This is a genomic window from Mucilaginibacter sp., from assembly GCF_028287845.1.
In the GTDB taxonomy this organism is placed as follows: Bacteria; Bacteroidota; Bacteroidia; order Sphingobacteriales; family Sphingobacteriaceae; genus Mucilaginibacter.
Map to the genome: position 1 here is coordinate 1 of NZ_JAQBOW010000055.1, position 3887 is coordinate 3887.

Genomic DNA, 3887 nt, shown 5'->3' on the forward strand with positions numbered 1-3887 from the left:
GCGATTCGGGACCACCATAAATGGTTAACACTACCGGATATTTTTTTTGCGGATCAAAATTAAATGGCTTTATCATATAAGCATCCAAACTGGCACCATCACTTGTTTTCACTTTAAACAATTCGGGAGTCGAATAGGCGTGCGCCTGTAAATAAGCTGTAACGGCCTGGTTGTCTTCCAACATTTTAAGCGTTTTGCCGTTATCATCAAATAAGGCTATATGTGTTGGTGTACTTATATTGCTATACTTGTCTATATAATATTTCGTATCCGGCGACATATTGATATCATGAAAACCCGCCGCATCGCTTAATTTTTTCTTTCCGCTTCCGTCAAATTTAATGCTATAAAACTCCTGCGCAAGGCCCGAAGATTCTGCCGATAAATAGTATATACTTTTTGTTTGCGGATTAATGCCGCTCACTTTTATCATATCCCAATTGCCCTGGGTAACCTGGTTAATTAACTTACCATCATAGCCGTAGCGATAAATGTGGTAATAACCCGAACGGTCTGATACCCAAAAAAACTCTTTAGATTTTTCGGGGAAATAAACCATATCATTTACGTTAGTATAAAAATCAAAAATGGCCACCCAGGTAGTATTCTTTTCCTCAAGCACAACATGATGCTCGCCGGTTTTTACATTAAAAAAGTAAAGCTTCATGTGGTTCTGCTCCCGGTTAAGGGTCATCACTGCCAGCACGTCAGGGTTGCTTGTCCAGTAAATACGCGGGATATAAAAATCGCCTGTTTCATCAGGCTTTAGCCAGATTTTTTTTCCCGTCGCTACATCGGCAACACCTATCTGTACTTTAGGGTTCTCATCCCCTACCTGCGGAATTGAGATATGGACAATATTACTATGATGCCCTTCAAAATTGGTCATTTCAAAATCGGGCACCTTACGTTCATCAAACTGCCAATAGGCTATGTATTTGTTATCAGGCGACCAGTTCCATGCCTGTGCCTGCCCAAATTCTTCTTCGTAAACCCAATCATAATGGCCATTAAAAATAGCGTTCTCGCCGGTTACATCATTGGTTAGCTGCTTTTCTTTACCGGTTGCAAAATCATACACATACATATTGCCCTTGCGCTCTATACCTACTTTTTTACCATCGGGCGATAGCTCGGCAGTGCGGGCATCTTTTGCCGCTTGCTTTAATTGCTTGCTTGCAAGGTCATAGATATAATAATCTGCTATGCCCGATTTACGGTATATGGGCCTGAAATCAGACTTAAAAACCAAATGCTTTGAGTCATGCGACCATTGGAACGATTCATAATCAAACGGCTTTGTAGTACCGGGAAAAGTGAGCCCGCTTTTAGAAAAAACAACCTCGTCTTTTAAAGTGGCGGGCTCCATCGAGCGGATCTCTTCGCCCGCGATGTAAGAATATTTTTGACCGCCGTTTATCCAGTTTACACTTGCGGGCCCTTGTTTGCCCCTCAGCTTGCTGCCGGCAAATAGGGCATCTGTTATATTACTATATTCTTGCTTGGTTTGTGCCTTTAAGGTATACGGAAATACACTTAATAAAATAAGCATATAGCACACGGGCTGTGCAAATATTTTTTTCATAATATAAAATCAGTTTTGATAAAGCTAAATGATTTGCAGCATTTGAGCAATATTATAGGGCATATTTATACTTAAAATGTATATTTACCCTAAAAATATAGCTAATGACCGGAAAATCGCCCAAAGAATCATTTACCATTATGAACGAGTTGGTATTGCCCAATGATACCAATATGCTAAACAATTTGATGGGCGGGCGCCTGCTGCACTGGATGGATATAGCGGCGGCCATATCTGGTCAGAAACATTGTAACCGTATTGTGGTGACCGCCTCGGTTGATAATGTTTCTTTTAAGCACTCCATAAAATTAGGGGACGTAGTAACTATTGAAGCCAAAGTATCGCGCGCTTTTAACACATCTGTAGAGGTTAGGCTGGATGTTTGGGCACAGAATATACCATCAGGCACCCGCGTTAAAAGCAACGAGGCTTACTATACCTTTGTAGCGTTGGATAAAGATGGCTATAAAATAGGAGTGCCGGAGCTTGTTCCTGAAACTGATGAGGATATAGAATTGTATAATGGCGCCCTGCGCCGCCGCCAGCTGCGTTTAGTATTAGGTGGCAAAATGAAGGCCGACGAGGCTACCGAATTGAAGGCCTTGTTTGTGGGTAAGGGGTAATAATTTCTGACCCATGATTTTCAGGATTTTAAGATTAGCTTGATTAATGCATCATAAATCGAGAGCATCCTTTACTCATTAGAATCATGGTTCAAATAGAATGTATTACTTCTTTGCCAAAGCATCAGGCAAACGCATTAAAATAGCTCAAAGAGTATCGCTTGCATAAGGAGGCTCCAATAGGAGCCAAAATTGGGCGTGTCTTGTCTTCTATAAACAGGGAGCTCCTCCGGAGCCAATATTTGCTGAAACAAAGCGAAGATTTGACTCCCGAGGAGTCGCCTGTTTATAGAAATAAATAAAGTTAGAAAAGGCTCCATCGGAGCCTCCTAATAGTGCGTATTATTATTTTAATGCGTTTGCCTGGCCAAAGTATACTCACCCCAAAAATCTGTAGGGCTAAATAAGTAATCCTGTGTAGGTGTAGGTCCGCCGTCAACGCGCATTGGCATCGCTGCACCATTCTTTAATATTCCTCCATTTAGTTTAATATTATAGCTAAATCTGGCACCATTATTTATTGAGGTGCCCAGATATTTTAATGGGATAGCCAATTCGTACACATAAGCAAGCTTGTTGTCAAACAAACTCCCGGTCTTTATTCCCGTGGTATTATAAATAGAGATAGTTGGTTCGCTGATCTCTTTTATACCGCTAACTTCTATTAGCTTATATACATTAGCTATTTTGGCATTACGCGAATTCATCATAGTTGTTTTGTTTACCAAAATGTCTTTTTCGCCCATAGAATGTATAATGCCTAAATTCCTTTTCTCGTCTGCTACAGGGAAACTTACAACTACATTATTCGGATCTTTTGATTTTCTTTTACCAGTGCCGTTTATAGTTAAGGCAATACCCCACCGTACCATTTTTGAAATACTAAGCTGATCTGATGAACTCACCACTAAATAAATGTTTTTATCATCATTAGCCATGCTATAAAACAAATGATCAATATGATTATAGGCTTGGTATGTGCCACCCCACTCTGTTGCCCTACCATCAATTTTAATATTACCGGGTGCATACACACTGGCGGTTTGAACTTTTGGTAATTTTTGTGCATTTGCATTAAATGCTAAAAACATCAATACAAACAGTGCTAACTGAATTTTAGAGCAATTTAATCTTTTCATGATGGGAATAGGTTAGTGGTTATAAATCAAATGCAAAACTAAATAATTAGTTTGTTTGATTTATTTCACTTAAATAATTTTCCTTATTGAATGTTCTATGTAGAGATTGCTTCGTTCCTTATAATGACGCAATTGCAAGTTATTGATTATCAATATAATTAAAATTGTCATCGAACATAGTGAGAGATCTATACACGCGCTAAGCAGACGGATTGAAATGTATAGATTTCTCACTATGTTCGAAATGACAACGTGTTTTTTTATATAGTTTCCATTTTTTACACGTCATTGCGGGTATTATTGTATAACATTATTAAAAACTCAGCTTCTTCTCCACTTCATTGGTGCCTTTTTGCTGCTGAGTGTAAGTGCTGCAATCCAGTACTGTTGTTACACCGCCTTTAGGCATTTCAAAATCAATATTCTTTTTTATACCTAAATCCGCGTTGGCATATACTTTCTTTAAATACAGTGCAAAAATAGGCAACGCAGAGTTAGAGCCTTCACCCATGCGAGTGGAACGGAAATGAAAGTCGCGGT

The 3887-nt window shown here is 39.2% G+C and carries 4 protein-coding genes; 1 reads left to right on the forward strand and 3 read right to left on the reverse strand.

Annotated features, from left to right (window positions below):
- Positions 1-1585: DPP IV N-terminal domain-containing protein (locus JWP71_RS05010; RefSeq protein WP_299497654.1), on the reverse strand; the 1585-nt coding region annotated here is incomplete at its 3' end.
- A gap of 104 nt (positions 1586-1689) precedes the next feature.
- Here JWP71_RS05010 and JWP71_RS05015 point away from each other — a divergent pair.
- Complete coding sequence (locus JWP71_RS05015) at positions 1690-2208, forward strand: acyl-CoA thioesterase (protein WP_299497655.1); 519 nt, start codon at positions 1690-1692, stop codon at positions 2206-2208.
- A 350-nt stretch (positions 2209-2558) separates the two neighbouring features.
- Here JWP71_RS05015 and JWP71_RS05020 read toward each other — a convergent pair whose 3' ends face one another.
- Both JWP71_RS05020 and JWP71_RS05025 read right to left on the reverse strand, forming a co-directional pair.
- Positions 2559-3347 (reverse strand): hypothetical protein, encoded by a 789-nt coding sequence (locus JWP71_RS05020; RefSeq protein ID WP_299497657.1) that lies wholly within the window; start codon positions 3345-3347, stop codon positions 2559-2561.
- A gap of 313 nt (positions 3348-3660) precedes the next feature.
- A partial coding sequence (locus JWP71_RS05025; protein ID WP_299497659.1) for a hypothetical protein occupies positions 3661-3887 on the reverse strand: 227 nt, incomplete at its 5' end.